This is a genomic window from Terrisporobacter mayombei (assembly GCF_020748465.1).
GTDB lineage: Bacteria > Bacillota > Clostridia > Peptostreptococcales > Peptostreptococcaceae > Terrisporobacter > Terrisporobacter mayombei.
In genome coordinates, this window is record NZ_JAHZMP010000002.1 from 130,044 (window position 1) to 149,774 (window position 19,731).

Here is a 19,731-nt window from a genome sequence, read left to right on the forward strand (position 1 = left end):
TTCCCTAAAACCAATTTATAATAAATCAAAATAAAAACTAAAAGAGAAGTATTTCATTTTAAATGATAATACACTATCTTTTAGTTTTTATTGTCCCTATATTTTTTCAATTGGAATTATTACTTTTGTTACATGTTCATCTGGGTTATTTACATCAAAAGGAGATATAATAAACTCCTCGGAGATATTACCATTAATATGGTATCCATTTTTATTTAGATACTGAATCATCTCTATATGTGTATTTATTATATTTGAATAATCTCCCACATGAATAGTAGTAGCGGCTGTAAATCCACCAAACTTTTTACAATTACATGATTCAATAGGAGAATCAAGATACATACCAAATTCAATATCAATATCTTTGTATAAAAATTGTTCTAAAGGATTTGAGTAATAAGTAACAAGGATTGAACCTTTGTTTTCTATATTTATCTTGTTAGACGAATTGATCAACTCAACCCATCTTTCTAATGAAACATCCTTATTTGAGTAATTCTTCATAACCTTTCTAGTATAAAATAAGTAAGATTCAGGAATTTCTTCAATAGTTATACCTTTTGATACAACCTCATCCTTTGAATACAAAGACAGTATATCAACGCCCTTTTTTAATCTTTGAGAAAAGGTACAACCTTCTGCGTATTTTTGTTGTAGTTTTTTTATTTCCTCGGAAATCTCGACTAATTTAGAATCAACACTTTCTTCTAGAATATGTGCTTTATTATCATTTATAATATTATGTATTTCCTTTAATCCAAATCCAAGCATTCTAAGCTTGCGAACAATACAGATTGTCACCATTTGTTCCTTACTATAGTATCTATAATTGCTTTCTGTATCTCTAAAAGAAGGTATTACTAATTTTATGGAATCATAGTATCGCAAAGTTTTTATAGGAATATTGCAAATTTTTTCAACTTCGCCTATGGAATATTTTTCTTGTAACTTCATATATAGCTCCCCCCATGAATATTGGTATTGTGAAATGTATTTAATATATTTTCAAAATATACATTGTTAATAATTAGACTATTATATATTAAATTATAACACAATTGCTTTAATGAATAAAAAAGAACTATTCAATATTATGGAAGAAAATATATTTTTATTTAACAATTATTTATAAATAGAATGGTTGAAAACCAACCATTTTCAAAACTACAAGATAAGCTAGAATTATACTTTTCTGTAAATGCCTTTACAGAGCGCATACCAATGCCATGTCCAAAAGAAGATGTTACGGGAAGACCTTCTTCATCAAAGTCCACTTTTCCATCAAATCTATTTTTTACTCTAAATGCTAAAGTTCCGTTTGAGTACTTTGAGCTTATTTGAATAATTTTGTCTTTATTTGATTTTTGTTTTGAACTGGCATTAAGAGCATTTTCCATAAGATTTAAAATAACAACGGCTAAATCTGTAGTATCAATATTTAAGTCAAAAGGAATATCTATTTTTGTATTTACCGTAATGCCTTTTTCAATTGCTTTTTCAATATAAGCAGACAAAGAAGCATCAATAATAGGGTTTTTACAAAATGAAATTATATTAGTTTCTGATAGATTTTTGCTTATATTATCAATAATACTATTAATTTCATTGTAATTGCATTTATCTAACATGGTCTTTATTAAGTATAAGTGATGCCTCATATCATGCCTAAGTATGTTCAAACTTTCCTTGTTTTTCTCAATATCCTGGAAACGATTATTTAAGTCAGAAACCTGAAGCTTTAGAAGTTGGTTATTGTTAAGAATGTCATCTTTACTCTTCTTTTCCTTCAAATCTATACTAGTGCATTTAAATATGGCAAAACAAGCAATAATTATTAATATACGAGATATTAGCTGATTAATTCCACTTATCCATTGATTATTGATAGTTAGTACTACATCACTAAAAAGAATACAAAATGGTGTAATCCATAATATATTCCAATGATGTGGCACATCCTCTTTCATATAAACCATAAAAGTACCTTTTAAAATTTTAGTCAGAGGATAAATAGTAATTGCAAATAGTAGTATATATAGTATGGACTGTAACAAAAATTGATAGTAAATTGGTTTACTTAAAAAAAATTGTAACTGCATCAAAGCTATTATAGTTTGTAAAAATAAAGAATAGATAGATTGCATACATGAGACAAACATATGTTGAAAAAATTTTGATTTAATTATTACACAATTTATCAATACAAGTATAATACCTCCCAAAATAACAGATTTTTTAAAAGTAAAAATTCTCATACTATATTTATTAATAAATATAAAATGTACAATAGTTTCTATTATAAAAAATATTGAATACGTAGCAAAAAGTAATCTTCTTTTGTTTGTTTTTATATCATTGTGAAAGGGCAAATATCTTATTATAATACCTGGTATCTGTGCCAAAGATATTGATATAGCAGCGATGAAAGCGTCCATATACTAAACTCCTCTTTTCTTTAAAAAATATTCAAAATAAATATCTTTAATAGTAGATTTTTTACGCTTACTAATTGGAATAATTTCACCATTTGTTAATATAAAATCATCATTTTCTATTTTGTCTACATGTTCCATGTTTATAATTATTCCCCTAAAACATTCAATAAATCTTTTATCACTAAGCAAAATTTCAGAGTAATTAGTTAAACTTATATTGGAAACTAGAGTAGTTTTAGTCGTATGAAATTTACTGATTCTACGCTCACAATCTACATATATAATATTAGAAAAAAGTAAATTTACTGTTTTTTTATTGATGATTATGTCTAAGGATGACGTGTCTAATTTTAAATTTTCAAGACAATAATCAAGAGCAGTAAATAGTTTGTCTTTATTAAGTGTAATTGGTTTTATAATGTAAAATACTGCTTTAACTTCAAAACTATCAAACACATGTTCACTACTTGTGGTCAAAAAAATTATATTACAAGATTTATCAACATTGAAAATTTTCCTAGCGGTTTCCATTCCTGTAATATTTTTCATATATATATCTAAAATTATAATATCATAATAATTAGGTTCAAAAATTGATAAGAAGTCTTCCCCATTTTCAAACTCATCGATTTTTAAATCCATATTATCAAGTTTCGTAAATCTGTCTAAAAAGAACTCATTTACTATGTTTTTAACGTTAACTCGATCATTTTTTATATCGTCTATAATAGCAATTCTCATATTACCCCCCATAATAATTAGAATACATTATGTAAATTTTACCATAAAATTGTATTTCGGTGCAAACTATTGTCTTTGAGTACAATGATATGGAAAAAATATAAAAAATTGATTACTATATTCTTAATTGCTAATAAGTTTTCTAAAAGAAGAAATATGTTAATAATGTGTGTATTAGTAATGGGGGTTCCTAATATTAGCATAATTGCATACTCTATGGATAGATAGTTTATGAGTAATTAATTATGGGGATCATAAAAACTACTGATGAATTATTAATGATATATGGGGATTAAAAATCAGATTCATTATTAGTTTATAGTTTTAAAATTTAGGGTGGCATGTTAATTCAAGGGGAATTACATGAACGGCCAATCAAAAGAGAGGGGCTATTGCAAATGGGGGTTAGCAATAGCTCCTTTTAAGTTTCATAAAATTATATAAAGTATTTTGTAAGAATAAATTGTTTATAAGTTTAGCAAAATAAGTAATAAGTTTAGCAAAAGATTTGATTATAGGAGACAATAAAATGAGCAAAGAAATAATAATTGGAATAATATTTGTAGTTGCTTTATTTGGTATATTCTCTTTTGGCACAAAGTATGTAGAAAATCCCCAACCACAAAAGATAGAAGAAAGAATTGAAGATAATTTACATTCAACTAATAAAAATGAACCTTTTGGATTTGAGTTGGTGTCTGAAAACAACAACGAAAAAGAAAAAGAGTTTTTAAATATTTATAGAGGCACTATAATAGAGTATTTAACCAATAATGGTGTAGAATTGGAAGACTTATGGATTGCAGTTTATTATGATGGACTAAATAAAGGAAAACCTCACATACTATTGAAAATAAGAACATATAATAACGAGGATAAAAAGAATCTTATTGAAAATTTGTTTGCCAAAGAAAACTTAGATATGTTGTTTAGTGGATCTAACTATGACGTAAGGCTAAGTAGCATAGATAACTACAATACTAAATAAATTTTAATTAAGCTATGTTTTTCTATATGAAAAACATAGCTTTTGTATTTTGTTAAAAAATTTGCAGCATTTTGCAGAAGTGGTATAATAAAATCGGCACTATAAATTATAAGGAGATTAAAAATATGTTAAAAGAGATAAGAATAGGGGAAAAATTTTCTTACTTAGAAAACGATTATAGATTATGCTGTATGGGTGAAGGAAATTTTGAAACTGCTGAAAAAACTCTGCAATATTTTTTAGGGATTTTAGAAGATGAAGAAAAAAGTAGGATAGGTTTTGATGAAAATGACATAAATAGTGTTTTCAAAGCTTATGGAAAAAGAATTATTTACTTCTATGAAGATATGGATTTATATAGTGAAGAAAGAATAGAATTTGTAAAAGAGATGAGAGCTAAGTTTCCAGAGTGTGTTATTCATATAGTAATGAGTAGTGGAGTAGAATGTAGCTTACATGATGTGCATGATAGATGTAAGGATATTATGGAATTTAATGAGGAGCTTGGTGGAGAGATGTACTTACATAATGTTATAAATAAAAATATGGATGAAATATCTACAAAAATAGTTGTTGGTATGTAAAAATAATAATATGAAGATTTTGAAGGGGGTATTTGAAATAAATGCACCCTTCATATGGTAGAAATTGTTGTTATGCTTTTTAAAATATTGGTTAAATTAATGTTAAAAACCACTCCTATTGATAAATATATGTTAAAAAATCAAGAAATTATAGACGGTTAGAATATAGAAATGTACAATTTCTTTTATTAACATAAATGAATTTTTAAGGGGGCTTTAACATGAAAAGGCAACAGAAGGATATCATTGTAGTTGGATTTGCACTATTCGCAATGTTTTTTGGAGCTGGAAATTTAATCTTTCCACCATACCTTGGTGTAGTCAGCGGTAGTGGATGGATGACTGGTTTTACAGGCTTTATCATTGCAGACGTTGGATTAGCACTACTTGCAATAATGGCAGCGGCTAAGTGCCAAGGAGATATAACTAAAGTATTAGGAAGAGTTGGGAAAAGGTTATCATTTGTTCTAGCAACAGCAATAATGATTTGCCTAGGACCACTTTTAGCAATACCTAGAACAGGTGCAACAACATTTGAAATGGGAATACAACCAATTTTTAGTGGATTTAGTCCAATTATATTCTCAGTTTTATTCTTTGGTTTAACACTTGTTCTTACAATAAAACCATCTAAAGTTGTAGACATTATAGGGCAATACTTAACACCAGCTTTGTTAATAGCATTAATATTTTTAATCATAATGGGTGTAGTATCACCACTAGGTGATTTAAATGAAGCACCAGTAATAAGCAATATATTCTCTGAAGGTATATCTCAAGGATACCAAACAATGGACCCATTAGGAGCAATAGCACTATCTGCAGTTGTAATTATTTCTCTTGGTCAAAAGGGATATACTGAAGAATCACAAAAAATAAAATTAACACTACAAGCAGGACTTGTAGCAGCCGTGGCTTTAGTTATAGTATATGGAGGTCTAACATATTTAGGTTCAACTGTTGCACATCAATTTGCAGGAGTTAACCCATCTGATATAAACCAGACTTCATTAATAGTTAGTATAACAGAGCAATTATTAGGTAAACCAGGAAAAGTAGTTTTAGCAGTAATAGTTGGACTAGCATGTTTAACAACAGCTATAGGACTTGTATCAGCAACAGCACAATACTTTACTAAACTAACTAAAGGTGCTATAAAATATGAAACTGTAGTAGTTGTTGTATGTATATTTAGTGCAGTAGTATCTAACTTTGGTGTAAGTACTATAATAAAATTCTCAGCACCAATACTATCAGTTATTTACCCTGCAACAATTGTTTTAGTAATAATGACTTTATTTGGTCACCAAATCAAAAATGATAATGCATTTAAAGGTGCAACTTATGTGGCATTAATTATAAGTATTCTTACAGTTGCAAATAATATGGGCCTTGAAATTGCATTTATAAATAAATTACCGCTTAGTAGTTTAGGATTTAACTGGATTATTCCAGCAATCATAGGTGGTATTATAGGAAGCTTTATACCATATCATAACGATGATAAGGGATATGATAGAATTGATGACGCCTTATAAATATTTTAATACTATACAATAATAAAAAGTCTGAGGGATTTAATTTTCTCTTAGACTTTTTTATTTAGAAATAAAATAGCATAAACTTAGTTGATTATGCATAAAAATCCAGTGACATTAATGGTTCTAAAGGGGGGCACAAAAATGTTACCCCCTTTGCATTGTAAGATTGTATTGTGATAAATTATATAATGATTCTATTAAAACATATAGCTATCCAACGAAATCTTTAATATAATTAGCATATAAAATAGAAATATTTGTAAAGCAAGAAGGGATTGAGTAAATGAAAAAAATAATAATGATATTAACTATATTATGTTTATTTGTTGTGGGATGTAGTAAGAAAGAAGATACTTCATCTTATGATGAATATTTAGAAGAGGGGAAAACAGTAGCTGCAAACCAAGAGTATGATAAAGCAAAGAACTTCTTTAGTTTAGCAAAAGAAGAAAATAGTAATGAAGAAGAAGCCGATGCACTTTATAAGCAAACAAATAATTTAGTTGAAGCAATTGATTCTAAAGAGAAGAAACATTATGATGTTGCAATACAGTTATGCAGCTCAATAGAAGAAATAAATAGTGAAAGTGACATAATAAAAAGTGCTGCAAAAGATTTAAAGAAAAAGTGTGAAAACTTAAAAAATAACCCTGATCAAGAAGAAAAAGAAGCAAAAAAAGAAAAGAAAAAAACAGCAAAAAATAAGGATAAAAAAGAAAACATAAAAGCTAAAAATATTAAAAGTGATTATAAAAATAAAGCTAAAAAGGCAGAGGATTTATTAGTTAAAGAAAATGGTATTTTTAGATATCAAGATGCATTAATAAATATTTTAAGATCTTATGATATGAATGATGTTGAAAGTGCAAAGGCAGTTTATGAGCTAAGTGATGAAATGTTAAATAATTTATATAAAGAGTTGAAAACAGATTTGGATAAGGATTCATTTAATAAGTTGAAAAAGGAACAGATTCAATGGCTTGATGAAAAAGTGGCAAAGGAGAAGGGCCTTAGTAAGGATAAACTTTTTATGTATCAAAGTCTTGCCACGATTACTCTTGATAGATGTGAGAAGTTTAATGAAAGATATTATAAGTAAGAATAGAAAATTATATTTCAGTTTTTGATATTTAACGTGAAGAAATTGATTTGAAATTTAATTAAATTTAGTAAAAAATATTTACAAAATTTAATTTATAGCGTATAATCAGAACATAAATTCAAATTAAGTATAAAAAAGATAGAGGCGCGGTAGTTAATAGTACTAGTAATGAGGAAAATCATAAAGATTTATTAGGAAAGGAAGTATCGCCGAAGTTGTATAACTGAAGCTAAAAGTTGTACGGCTGGGGATGCAGAGAATATCTGTATCACTGTCACAAATTATTTTGTGGTGAGCTATCATTTAAGGGATAATATATATACCTAAATATACTATATTCATATTAGTTTATTTTTGTATTTACGTAGCCTTGAGTGTTAAGCTCAAGGCTTTTTTAATTGTAAGGAAGTTGTGTGTTATCTGATCTATGGATAACTTATAATCTCCAACTTATTAACCTAAACAAGGTTGTTGACAAAGTGATAGCAAAATGATACGCCAATCAAGCCAAGTAAATTTTTTATATGGGAATATTTATTGTAGAGGAGAGACATCATGGGAGAAAACAAAAAAATTAAATTATGGGCATTAGTAATGCTTATATTTGTTCCTACTTTTAATTTTACTAACATCGCAAGTAATGCAGTATATTTAGGGGCAACTGCTATACCTTCATGGGTGATAGTATCTGTACTATATTTTTTACCACTTTGTGGAGTAATAGCTGAAATGGCATCTTTTAATAAAGACAAAGACGGCGGAATTTATACTTGGGTAGAACAAGCAATAGGTGAAAAATGGGCCTTCATAAGTACATGGTCTTATTTTATAGGAATACTTTTCTATCTACAAATGGTTTTCTCAAGAATACCTGTAGCAGCATCATGGGCTTTACTTGGAAGAAATATATTTACTGATTCAAATGCTTATTTGTTGCCAATACTATCAATATTTATATGTATAGCTATGACATACATAGCAACAATAGGCGTAAGTAAATTCTCTAAGCTGGCTGATTTTGGAGGGAAATTTACTCTAGCAGCAACAGTAATATTTATAGTAATGGCAGTAGTTGGATATTTTAACGGAACACCTTCTGCAACTGAATTTAGTGTAGAAACAGTTGTTCCAAAATTTAATGTAAGTTATTTCTCAACATTCTCCTGGTTACTATTTGCAGTATCAGGTTCAGAAGTTGCAGGAACTTATATAAAACAAACGGAAAATCCTAAAAAGACATTTCCAAAAGCAATGGTTATAGCAACTATACTTATAGCATTATCATATATACTTGGTTCTGTGGCTGTACAATTAATAGCATCACCACAAGTTTTGGAAAGCGCTGGTATAAAAGATGCAGGGTATGTGGTTTATAGTATAGTAGCAAATAACTTTGGAATAAATGGAAAAATAGTAGTTCAAATATATGCAGCAATATTCTTAGTAACATCAATAGCAGCTTATATAATATGGATGGAGTCTCCAATAAGAGCTATGTTTGGAGAAGTTCCAAAGGGAACATTCCCAGAATTCTTAGTTAAGAAAAGAGAAGATGGAACATTAGTAAACGCACTATGGACTCAATGTGTGATATTAATAGTACTAATAGCTATACCGCTATTTGGACTAAAGTCTATAGATGCATTCTTTAAATTGTTAACAGACTTATCAGCTTTAACAGTTGTTATACCTTATATAATTCTTATGTGTGCATATATGTCATTTAGAAAAAATAACAAAAATATTGATTTTAAATTCTTTAAATCAAATGCACTTGCATACACTATGTCAGGGATAGCTTTAGTATTATCTTGTACAGGATTTTTAGGGGCAGGCCTTGACTATGTAATGGGATCTAGTGGAACGGAAGCCATTTTACTAATAGTTAAAACTTATGGTGGACCATTAATTCTTATAGGTATGGGACTTGTTATTAGATTTATGTCACAAAAGTCTTATAATAAATCTAGTAGATTGGAAGATAAGAAAAGGGCTGTATAGGCTGTTTGATGAAAAATAAATAGTGATAATTGAAAGCGTGTATTTTCTTGTTGGGAAATACATGCTTTTTTGTTTTATAAAATCAGATTAAACTATTGATTTATATTTTATAAAAGATACAATTAATAATATAATAAATTTGTAATACTATTTTAAGCAATTATAGTTTTGTTATTATAAAATTATTTGAAAAAGTGATGTTATTATTGGAAATACTTAAGCATAGGTGGATGTTAATAAGTAAAAAAGTTGGATTTTCACAAGGTTTTATAGGTGATTTTCTATATATAAAAATAGTGTATAAGTTTACATGGTAGTAATTTAAATGATTTGAGTTTGGACGAGTAAAAGAGTAAGTTCCATTAAAACAAGGATTGAAACAATATTTCATCGTGACCTTTGCTATTCCCCTTAGTGTGTAAAAGAGTAAGTTCCATTAAAACAAGGATTGAAACATTTTATAATTTCTTATTTCAAATTCTATTATGTATATGTAAAAGAGCAACTTCTAATAAAACAAGGATTGAAACTTTCTATCTATTTATTCAGCCATAGAACCAAAAGTCTATATAAAAGTAAGAAAATAACAACGTATTTCTAAAAGGTATTTGGATGTGTTAACACTTAAAATGAAAATATTGAATAGTTCATTTTTTAGATGTTGAAATTTGTGTTATATAGATAAAATTTTTATAGGAATATGAGAAGTTTAAATTAAAGAAGAAGTAAGGTGAGTTTATCTTACTTCTTCTTTTTAAATATATAAATTTGATTAAAAGTTATATAATAATCAAAAACAAAAATTTTTATTAAAGTTAATAAGACAAGTTAATATGATCTTTAATATCAATGAATTCATTGTAATATTCTTTTAGACTAAAACTTAGTTTAGTATAATCTGTAACATTAAGATCTTTATATCCAAAATGATTGATATCATTTCTTTTTTCCTTAATTTTTAATACCAAATCACAGAAACTAGTGTTTTCTTTTAACATAGATACAGTATTTTTTATAAGCAAAATATCCTCTTCATTTTCAACATTAATTCTAAGCTGAGAAACTTCTTTGTTAAGACCAACTAAAATTGTATTAGCAATATTTTCACGATAATATTTTTTATAGTTTTTTTCACTAAGATTAAGTTTATCACATATAAATGTTTTCAAGCTTTCATCCAGAGCAGTATAACCTTGTTGGTATAAACCATATCTAATACACCAGTTTACAGTTTCTATACCTATTTCAAAAGAAGGCTTGCCTATAAAAGGATTAATTATTTCTTTAACTATGTTAAAAAGATATTTAAGAGGCATAAAAGTCAAATTATTATTTAAAACATTAAGGTTATTGTATAAAGTATTTGCAGCACGGCTAATAGATTTTAAATTAGTATTTTTCTTTACATCGGGGTTATCCATACCACGGCAAGTATTTATACATTGTGTAAAATTATCAAGACTTTTAACAACATCATTTAAAGCTATTAAATTATTTTTTTCATCCTTTGAACCTTGCTTAAAAATTGTAGCCTTTTTATCTTTATATATATCATTGTATAAATTAATGATTTGTGATGAATTACCAGTATTCATAAATGAGTTGATTGCATTTGTCCAATTTAACAATTCATAGTATATATTTAAGTTACAAATAGGTGATTTTCTGATTTTTTCAGAATTAATTAATGGATCATCAATATTTTGTCCTAATTCAAATGCGCCATAATAAATACTATCTAAATTTATATTCTTGAAAAGTTTGAGATAGTTTAATGCAACTAAGATTTGTATTGGTATATTTCTTAAAGAATGTGTAATATCCAATACAATCTGAGAGTTATTATCAATAGAATTTATTGTGTTTTCAAATATACTCCATAGTTCTTCCTCTGTTTTACCTTCTGGTACTATAATCAACTCCGGAATTATACCTAATTTATCTAGGGCCTCTTTTAAATTATTAGGTCTTTTTTCATTAAAATCAAAATTATCTCTTTTAGCTTTTTCAGTTAATAGAACTTTAACCTCAATATTATCATTTTCAGTGAAAAGTAGTTTTATAAGTGCCTCTTGAACAAATTTACTTCTATATTCTTTATTATCTAAGTAATAATAACAATCTTTATAATATCCTGTACCTAGTACAGTTAAAAAAACTTTTTTCATAAAACCCTCCATATTATAATAATGCACATATATCTTTATATAAATATAGTTACATTATCATAATAACGATTAAAATATAATATCTTCAATATATTAAAAAAAATATATAAAAAATTCTGATGTAATTTAAAATGCACTTTGTATATAGGTTTTTATTTTAGCCAAATCAATAATTGATATATAAGTTCGAAATAACTATACTTAAAATAGCAATATCATTAGTTATATATTAAAATATTGTTCATTTGATATAAAACTAATGACAATTTTATCTAATAGGGGGAGTTATGGAAAAATTTTTAGTTATATCAGAAGTTTCTAAGAAGCAAAACTATATTTTTAAAACGAATAAACTAAAAGAAAATATAGGTGCTTCTAATATAATCGAATATGTAACAGAAAATGTACCTAGATATATAGGTAAAAAATATAGTTTAAAATTAGGGGATGTAAGTGTTGGAGGTGGAAATAGTATATTTTTACTTCAAACAGAGGAAGATGCAATTAAGTTCATTAAAGAAGTAACTAAGGAAGTTTTATGTAAGTTTGCTGGAGTAGAGTTCTTTATGACATATGAAAAATATGATGAAGAAAATGATTTAATAATTGATGTAATAGATCTATTGTACAAGAAATTAAACGATAAAAAATCAGAAAGAAAATCTGTATTTAAAAGAAAATCTTATGGGATAGAAGAACGATGTGTTACTACAGAACAAGCAGCTTGTAAAAGAGAAGAAGGAACACCATTATCCAGAGAAACGTTGATAAAAAGAAAGTGGTCAGAAAAAGAATTTTTAAAAAATTTAAAATCAGAAAAAATGCCTTATTCAATAGAAACCCTTATGAATAAATATTTAAAACAAGGATATTCCTTTACTAATGAAACTGAGAAATTAGGCATACGAAAAGGTGAAAATAGATATATAGGCATAGTTACTTTAGATGGAAATAAAATGGGTCAAAAAATACAAAAAATGAGAAATAGAACTATGGAACAATATAAACATAGTAATATAAAGGATGCTAATAAAGAATATATTAATAAATCAAATGAGTTTAGTACAAATATAAAAAAATATTACTTTGAATCTTTTGAATATATGATAGATAAGGTAGTAAAAAACTATGACAAGTTAAAGGATAAGCTAAATTTACTAAAAGATGAAGATGGAAATATGATCTTACCAATAAGACCTATAATTTTAGCAGGTGATGACGTTTGTTTCATATGTAATGCACAAATAGCAATGGAATGTGTGAATGCATTTGTTACTAATCTTAACAAATATAAAATTGAAGGTGAAACTTTAAATGCATGTGCTGGAATTAGTATAATGAAATCAAATTATCCATTTGATAGAGGTTGCGAAATAGCGGAAGTTTTATGCAAAAACTGCAAAAGTAAAATAGTTGACACAGAGGATGCATCACTAGTTGATTATCATATATGTGAAGGTGAGATAGCAACAAGTGTATCAGAAATAAGAACTAGAACACATATTGGTAAATCTATAAATTTAAATATTAAACCATTATATATAAATAGTAAAGTTTTCAATAGTTATGAAAACTTCAAAGAAGAATACAGAAAAATTGAAATAATATCATCAGAAAGTAAAGGTAAAATAAGAAAGCTTAGAGACATATTCCCAAAAGGAAAAGATGATACAAAAATATTTATGAATAAATATAAAATAAGTAATAATTTTAATGGTAAATTTGGAAATATCCAATCAGACTTTGGATTTACAAGAATAGACGATAAAGACACATGTTTATATTTTGATTTAATAGAATTTCAAGATATGCTTATTACTTTAGAAGATTAGAGGGGGAAGTATGGAAAAATATACATTAAAAATAGAACTTCTATCAGATACTATTTTTTCTGGAGGAGAGTCAATAATATCAGTGTCTGATATTGATGTACTTTATGATGATTATAAAATGCCTTTTTATAAAGGAAAGTCTATTAAAGGTAATATAAGAGAAGTTATGGATATAATTTTGGAAAATCAAAAGTTATATGATGAAGAAAAATCAAAATTTAATGAAGAAATAGCTATAAAGTTGTTTGGAAAAATATTTAATAATAAAGGTAAAGAATCATATAGAGATGATCAAAGTCAGGGATGCTTAAAGTTTGAAAATGCGTCTATAAATAAAGATACAAAAGAAGTTTTAAAATATTTAGTGGACTTGGGAAGTATAAAAAAAGATGAAATAATAGATGCTTTGACAGATATAAGATATTCAACAAAAATTGATAAGGATAGTGGAACTTCAGCTGATGGATCACTAAGAAGTATGAGAGTTTTAAATAAAGATATATGCTTTTATTCTGAAATATATAGCGAAGAAGAACTTAGTGAAAATGAGTTAGGTTTGTTACTTTGTGGAGTTAACGGACTTAGACACTTAGGAACACTAAGAAGTAGGGGTAAGGGAGAAGTAAAATGTACCTTATTAATAAATAATAAAGAATTAAGTAAGGAAGCGTTAAATAAAATTGTTGAAAAGGTGATAGGATAATGAGCAAATTTATTCTGATTAATATTGATATTAGGGGGCCTATCAAAACAGAGCTATCATATATAACTGGTAGCGCCATAAGAGGGGCTTATATAAATAAATACATAAACAAAAATAAAATAAAAGAAGATATATCTTTAAATAAAGAATACAGAGAAAAACTTTTAAGTAATAATATAAAATTCTATGATGCGTATCCAAGAATAGGAGATAATTATTCTATTTCTACTCCTCTTTGTTTCTATGCTTCGAAAGATAAGATAAAAGAGTTTTCAAGAGATAATAATACTATAGGAATTAAGAATGAATTAAATGAAAATATAGAAGAAGGATTCCAAAGGGTAAACAAATCAGATTTTTCTATACTAAAAAATAATTTGATAAACTTGGTATCTATAAAAAGAGTTGAAAATTTACATAACAGTAAGCAAATTAATGAAGAAAACTTATTTAGATATGAAGCTATTGATAAAAATCAACAATATTATACAATTGTTCAATGTGAGGACTATTTAGTTAATGAAGTTAAAGATACTTTTGATAAAGAAATAGTCTATATTGGTGGTTCTAAGTCTAGTGGATATGGAATGTGTGAACTTAATATAGAAGGAATTTATAATATAAATGATATAAAAAATAGATTGAATATTGGTATAGATAAAGAGCAAGAATATTTGACTATATACTTTGCTTCAAATACTGTATTAAGAGATGATTTTGGAAATGTAATTTCATATATACCAGAAAAAGAGTTGGAAGAAAAATTAGGTATCAATAATGTTAAAATAATTAAATCAACAATATTAAGCACAGATATAAAAGGATATAATGCTATGTGGAAATCCTTTATACCTAGTGTTACAGCAATAAAAAGTGGAAGTATAATTTCATATTCATATGAAGGAAAACTTGATTATAATAAGGTTAGAGATTTTGAGATAAATGGAGTTGGAAGTAAAAAGCAAGAAGGATACGGTCGCATATATATTAACCCAAGCTTTAATGTCACAGAATGCAGAAATTATCAAGAGGATACAAAACTAGAAAAGATTAATATTAAACTAGATAAGAAAGCAAATGATACACTTACTACAATATTAAATAATATTAACAAATCAAGAGAAGATGAATATTTAACTAAAATACAAGTAGAAGCTTTGGATAGTAAAACTGATAGTAGAGGGATTAAAAAAGTACAATTAGAAGAATTTCCAAACGCACAAGCAGGAAAGTTGATAAATATAATAGATCAAGCTATAGACAAAATAGATTCTTTGGGAGAAGTAGAATCAAAAAATCACATGAAAAACTTTAAACATGAACTAAAAACTAAAACTAGAAATTTATATATGAACACTTCAAAAGCTAAATTATTTGGTGAATGTTTATTTGATTATTTAGATGAATTAATATCTGATAAAAGCATAGAAGATTTAACAGGAAGTAGATTTAAATTAGAGTATGCAACTTACGAAAATATAAAACTTAATAAAAGTGGTGACTATAAGTTAAAACTATTATTAACAAAAAAATTACTAACATTTAATCTTAGAGAAAATGGAGGGGAAAAAAATGAAGGGTAGTAGATTTATTAATGAATATAAAATAAGCCTTAAAAATAAGACTCCTCTAAAAATAGGAAATGGCAAGGAAGAAAGTGACATACTAATAGATAAAAACAGTCAAAAACCATTAATTATGGGAAGTTCTTTTGCAGGTGCATTTAAAAGTTACTTATTAGGTATGAGTGAAGAAAAAAATGTAAATTTAGTATTTGGAAGTGAAAGTAAGGATAATACAGATAGCAAAATTTATATATCGGATAGTTATGGAAATAAATTGAATTTAGGAAGTAGACCAGGTATAAGAAGAGACTATAAGTATGGCACAAGTATAGAAGGTGGCAAATATGACACTACTTTCATAGAAATGGATACAAACTTTGAAGTTAAAATAAAGTGTTTTGCTGAAAATAAAAAAGAAAATGAAATAGAAGAAAACTTAATTAATAAAATAATAGTAGGCATAAGAGAAGGAAAAGTAAGACTTGGTGCTAACAAAATGAATGGATTTGGTAGTTTTGAAATTAATAATGTAGAAGTTGCCAAATTTGACTTAGGAAATAAAGCTAATGCAAGAGATTACATATTAAATAATAAGAAATATAAAACTATGGATTATACTAAATTAGAAAATGATTCAAATAAAGGATACATAAGCTTTAAGTTTTATGGAGAAATAGTAGACTCCTTAATAGTAAAAGAAAATCTTATAGTAGACTATGAGAATATGAAAAATAGTTTTGAACAAGATATCATACCAGGTTCTACAATAAAAGGTATGCTTAGACAATATAACACTATAATTCTAAATACTCTAAATAAAGAATTGTTTATAATTGATAAAATATATGGATCTTCACCTGATATGAGAACAAATCATACTATAGGTAGATTATTGGTACATGATGTAATAATAGAAAATCCTAAATATTGTACATATAACAGAATAAAAGTTGATAGATTTACAGGTGGAGTAACTACAGGTGGCAAGTTCAACGAAAAAAGAGTTAAGGGAAGCTTAGGAATAAATATTTCGTTGAAAAGATTTGAAAATGAGGATGAAAATAAAATAGCTATAGGAATGGTACTTATGACACTAAGGGATTTAGGTTTATCAAAAATCACAATAGGTAGTTCATCTTCTGTGGGAAGTGGAAGAATTAAGGGAGAACATATAGAAATAATTGATAAAAATAAAGTTATAAAAGTTAAATTTGAAAATGGTATGATGAAAGTAAATGATAATAAATATATAAGTGATGTAATAAGCCAAATTGAAAAAATCAAGGAGGTTATGTAATGAATCAATATAGATACAAGAACTTATATGAAATAGATAAAAATGATTTATTAAAAGAAGGATATAAATATGCACTGTTATATTACTTAAATGATTTATATTTTGGTGATATAGAAGATATGAATGAAATTAAGAAAGACATATTAGTAGAAGGATTCTTTTTCAATGAAAATAGAGAACTACATTTCTTTGAAGATAACAACTTCCAAGGAATAATAACAGAACATAGTAATGAGGAAGACGGGTTTTATGAAGAATATCTTTTGAAGAAAAGGTTGGGAAATAAGCTTGAAAGAAATAAGTATGACAAAATAAAGGTATTTAATTATATTTCCTATGAAGATGATGGACAAGCTTTTGTTAAATATACAGCTTTGAAGGGAGTTAAATAAGATGCAACCTACTAAAAATAAAAACCATGGAAACTTTAACGAAAGTGGTAAAAATAACAATTATAATAAAAATAGAAATAATAAATCAAATAGTAATAACAACCCTAATATAAGTGATAAACCAGCAACTGCGCCATTTAACTTTATTAGATTCCCAGAAGAAGTATATATAAGGTATAAAAGTTGTGAAGACTTACCAAAATACGATAAATATAATAAATCTTTAAATACAGGATATCTAGATTATGAGTTTGTAAATGAAACACCTATTTTTGTTGGAGATGAAAAAAGTAAGGACAACAATATAGTAGATTTTTTTAGAAATAGTGATAATAATATAAGTGTTCCAGGTAGTTCAATGAAAGGTGTTGTAAGATCGAATACTGAAATATTGAGTTTTTCATATCCTGAATTTATAGAAGATAGACTATTTTTATACAGAAAATTTGCATCGGCAGATACTTCTAGTCAACAGTACAAGGATATTATAAAGGTTGAAAGAGGTAAAAGTATAGAGACAGTTGTAAAAGCTGGATATATTAAAAAAGTGGGAAATAAATACTTCTTATACGAGGCAAAAAAAATAAATAATAAAACCTTCTTTCCAATTGGTGAGCGTAAATTAAGACAAAATAATTTACCAGAAAATAAGGTTCAATATATGTATACAAAAGAGCTATTAAACTATAAAGGGAAAAGTGGAAAAGACTGGGATAGATTTGCGAGAAATAAATATAATCTTAACAGAAACTATAAACCTTATTCAACTAATATTACTTTTAATATAGATTCAGAGAATAATTTTAAAGAAGTATCAGTAAATAATAATTGTAGGTATAAGGGAATACTTTGCAACAACAATCATCTAGGTAGCAAAAATAAGCATTATATTATTAATGAAATAGATGAAAATAGTAAACCTATAGAAATAGATTCGAGAGAAATTATAGCTTATAAGAATGACTGTGAAACTAATAAACAAAGAAAAAACTCAGAGTACTACTTATTACCAGGAGAAAAACACAAAAACAATGTAGTAGAAAATCCTAAACCATTTTTCTATATTGTCAAAGATAATAAAGTAGCATATTTCGGAAGAAGTCCTTATCTTAGAATTTTCTATAATAACTCTGTTAGAGATTGTATAAATACAGAGTATACTCCTGGTATAGACTATGCAAATGCATTGTATGGATATACAGTTGATAAAATTTTAAATTCACCTCTTAAGAATATAAAAAATAATTTTAAGGGTAGGGTTTCTTTTATGGATGCTGTTTGTAAAAATCCTAAAACTATAAAAGAAGTTAAATATTTTAATTTAGCATCGCCAAAGTCTTCTTGTTACAACTTATATTTAGATCAATATAAAGTGGTGAAGAAAAAGGAAATAAATACTTATAGCTCTAATCCAAAACCAGTAGCAAGAGGATATAAATTTTATTGGCATCACAAAGAAAATGTGGATATAAACAAAATATCTTTAGATACTTCAAGCGATATTACATCAAATTTAAGAAATGTAGTAAAAGAAGGAAATAAATTTATAGGAAAAATATATTTCCAAAATCTTACGAATGATGAATTGGGATTATTACTTATTTCAATAAAGTATAACGAAAATTGCAGAGAAAATATAGGCATGGCTAAAGCATTTGGCTTAGGTAGAGTTAATTTTAATAAGATAGACTTGTATCTAGAAAACATAGAAAATAAGTTTTTATCTTTTGATAATAACTATAAAAAAATAGAAGATATTAAATACTATAAATATAAATATATGGATTTTATCGAAGAATATCACACCAAGAGAATATATAATAAATTATTTGAAGAAATAGATGAAATAAATGACTACTTAGATTCAAAGGAAGTATTAATTTCCAATGAGTACACAAAATATATGACATTGCCTGAATTTACAAAAGAGTATCGATTATTACCTGAAGTCTATGAAGTAGTAGAGGAAAAATAATGAAAAAGCTAATCGTACTTATGTCACATGATATAACAGATTTTCAAATAGAAGATGCTTATAAAACATTCAATATAAATAGAATAGTAGAAGCTGATACAAATATTAAAGAAATATGGGCAAATATTAATCCAAAATCAAGTTTAGATTTAACTAAACTTGATTTAGTGATTAATTGGATAGAAAAAGTGTCCAATAAAAATGACTTTATACTCGTTCAAGGCGAATTTGGTGCAACATTTTATATTGTTGATTATTGTTTTAAAAAAGATTTAATTCCTGTATACTCAACAAGTAAAAGACAAGTATTAGAGCATAAGGATGGAGAAAAAATTATTACAAATAGAATATTCTCTCATCAAGGTTTTAGAAAATATGAAATATATGTTAAATAATGGGGGAAA

At 26.4% G+C, this 19,731-nt stretch carries 17 protein-coding genes and 1 riboswitch; of the genes, 13 read left to right on the forward strand and 4 right to left on the reverse strand.

Annotation, left to right across the window (positions count from 1 at the left end):
- Positions 1–96 precede the first annotated feature (96 nt).
- The 3 genes from K0039_RS06895 to K0039_RS06905 all read right to left on the reverse strand — a co-directional run bounded on the left by K0039_RS06895 (position 97) and on the right by K0039_RS06905 (position 3,179).
- Positions 97–957, reverse strand: coding sequence for a MerR family transcriptional regulator (locus tag K0039_RS06895; protein WP_228104319.1), 861 nt, complete (start codon positions 955–957; stop codon positions 97–99).
- A gap of 161 nt (positions 958–1,118) precedes the next feature.
- A complete protein-coding gene (locus tag K0039_RS06900) occupies positions 1,119–1,970 on the reverse strand; it encodes a sensor histidine kinase (RefSeq protein WP_228104320.1) in 852 nt (283 codons plus the stop codon).
- 471 nt (positions 1,971–2,441) lie between these two features.
- Complete coding sequence (locus K0039_RS06905) at positions 2,442–3,179, reverse strand: LytR/AlgR family response regulator transcription factor (protein WP_228104321.1); 738 nt, start codon at positions 3,177–3,179, stop codon at positions 2,442–2,444.
- A 75-nt stretch (positions 3,180–3,254) separates the two neighbouring features.
- Between K0039_RS06905 and K0039_RS06910 the strand changes: the two genes are divergently transcribed.
- The 6 genes from K0039_RS06910 (at position 3,255) to K0039_RS06935 (ending at position 9,395) form a co-directional block, all read left to right on the forward strand.
- Complete coding sequence (locus K0039_RS06910) at positions 3,255–3,407, forward strand: hypothetical protein (RefSeq protein WP_228104322.1); 153 nt, start codon at positions 3,255–3,257, stop codon at positions 3,405–3,407.
- 301 nt (positions 3,408–3,708) lie between these two features.
- On the forward strand, positions 3,709–4,167 hold the full coding sequence (locus K0039_RS06915) for a hypothetical protein (RefSeq protein WP_228104323.1): 459 nt from the start codon (positions 3,709–3,711) through the stop codon (positions 4,165–4,167).
- A gap of 125 nt (positions 4,168–4,292) precedes the next feature.
- A complete protein-coding gene (locus tag K0039_RS06920; RefSeq protein ID WP_228104324.1) occupies positions 4,293–4,751 on the forward strand; it encodes a hypothetical protein in 459 nt (152 codons plus the stop codon).
- 221 nt (positions 4,752–4,972) lie between these two features.
- Positions 4,973–6,289, forward strand: a complete 1,317-nt coding sequence (gene brnQ / locus K0039_RS06925; protein ID WP_228104325.1) for a branched-chain amino acid transport system II carrier protein — start codon at positions 4,973–4,975, stop codon at positions 6,287–6,289.
- Positions 6,290–6,575: 286 nt separating this feature from the next.
- Positions 6,576–7,391 carry a lysozyme inhibitor LprI family protein gene (locus tag K0039_RS06930; RefSeq protein WP_228104326.1) on the forward strand — a complete coding sequence of 272 codons (816 nt, stop codon included), beginning with the start codon at positions 6,576–6,578 and terminating at the stop codon, positions 7,389–7,391.
- Positions 7,392–7,525: 134 nt separating this feature from the next.
- Positions 7,526–7,701: riboswitch (Lysine riboswitch) on the forward strand.
- Between the two features lie 248 nt (positions 7,702–7,949).
- Positions 7,950–9,395: an amino acid permease gene (locus K0039_RS06935; protein WP_228104327.1), complete on the forward strand. Its 1,446-nt coding sequence runs from the start codon at positions 7,950–7,952 to the stop codon at positions 9,393–9,395.
- An 815-nt stretch (positions 9,396–10,210) separates the two neighbouring features.
- Here K0039_RS06935 and csx2 read toward each other — a convergent pair.
- Positions 10,211–11,563, reverse strand: coding sequence for a TIGR02221 family CRISPR-associated protein (gene csx2, locus K0039_RS06940; RefSeq protein WP_228104328.1), 1,353 nt, complete (start codon positions 11,561–11,563; stop codon positions 10,211–10,213).
- Positions 11,564–11,850: 287 nt separating this feature from the next.
- Here csx2 and K0039_RS06945 point away from each other — a divergent pair, with 287 nt between their 5' ends.
- The 7 genes from K0039_RS06945 to csx20 are packed head-to-tail and all read left to right on the forward strand — an operon-like array spanning position 11,851 to position 19,722.
- Positions 11,851–13,395 (forward strand): Cas10/Cmr2 second palm domain-containing protein, encoded by a 1,545-nt coding sequence (locus tag K0039_RS06945; protein WP_228104329.1) that lies wholly within the window; start codon positions 11,851–11,853, stop codon positions 13,393–13,395.
- A 10-nt stretch (positions 13,396–13,405) separates the two neighbouring features.
- Entirely contained in the window at positions 13,406–14,098 is a 693-nt protein-coding gene (locus K0039_RS06950) for an RAMP superfamily CRISPR-associated protein (RefSeq protein WP_228104330.1), read from the forward strand.
- Positions 14,098–15,681, forward strand: a complete 1,584-nt coding sequence (locus K0039_RS06955) for an RAMP superfamily CRISPR-associated protein (protein WP_228104331.1) — start codon at positions 14,098–14,100, stop codon at positions 15,679–15,681. Before K0039_RS06950 ends, K0039_RS06955 begins: the two co-directional genes overlap by 1 nt.
- Positions 15,671–16,960, forward strand: coding sequence for an RAMP superfamily CRISPR-associated protein (locus K0039_RS06960; RefSeq protein ID WP_228104332.1), 1,290 nt, complete (start codon positions 15,671–15,673; stop codon positions 16,958–16,960). Before K0039_RS06955 ends, K0039_RS06960 begins: the two co-directional genes overlap by 11 nt.
- On the forward strand, positions 16,960–17,352 hold the full coding sequence (locus K0039_RS06965; RefSeq protein ID WP_228104333.1) for a hypothetical protein: 393 nt from the start codon (positions 16,960–16,962) through the stop codon (positions 17,350–17,352). The genes K0039_RS06960 and K0039_RS06965 overlap by 1 nt, the downstream gene beginning before the upstream one ends.
- Position 17,353: 1 nt before the next feature.
- On the forward strand, positions 17,354–19,327 hold the full coding sequence (locus tag K0039_RS06970) for a TIGR03986 family type III CRISPR-associated RAMP protein (RefSeq protein WP_228104334.1): 1,974 nt from the start codon (positions 17,354–17,356) through the stop codon (positions 19,325–19,327).
- On the forward strand, positions 19,327–19,722 hold the full coding sequence (gene csx20 / locus K0039_RS06975; protein ID WP_228104335.1) for a CRISPR-associated protein Csx20: 396 nt from the start codon (positions 19,327–19,329) through the stop codon (positions 19,720–19,722). The genes K0039_RS06970 and csx20 overlap by 1 nt, the downstream gene beginning before the upstream one ends.
- The last annotated feature ends 9 nt before the right edge of the window (positions 19,723–19,731 follow it).